The 205-nt window shown below is 54.6% G+C and carries 1 protein-coding gene; it reads right to left on the reverse strand.

Translation table 11 applies throughout. The features are described 5' to 3' along the window. Nucleotides 1-205 (reverse strand): MFS transporter (locus FDX22_RS20335; protein ID WP_146717689.1); only part of this gene is annotated, 205 nt, incomplete at both ends.

Consider the following 205-nt stretch of genomic DNA (forward strand, 5'->3'; position numbering starts at 1 on the left):
GAAATTGCTCGCGTAGCCTGCCTTTTGCTTCGTCGCGGAGGTTGGGTACCCAAAACATAACCGACAGAATAACGGCGATGTTAAACACGGCAATCAGCAGAAACGTGTAGCGCCAGCTAAACGTCTGACTCAGCCAGGTGCCAATGGGAATGCCAATCAGATTGGCGACGGTCATGCCGGAAATCATGCCCGCTACCGCGGCGGT

The organism is Citrobacter sp. TBCS-14 (assembly GCF_005280805.1).
GTDB lineage: Bacteria > Pseudomonadota > Gammaproteobacteria > Enterobacterales > Enterobacteriaceae > Citrobacter > Citrobacter gillenii.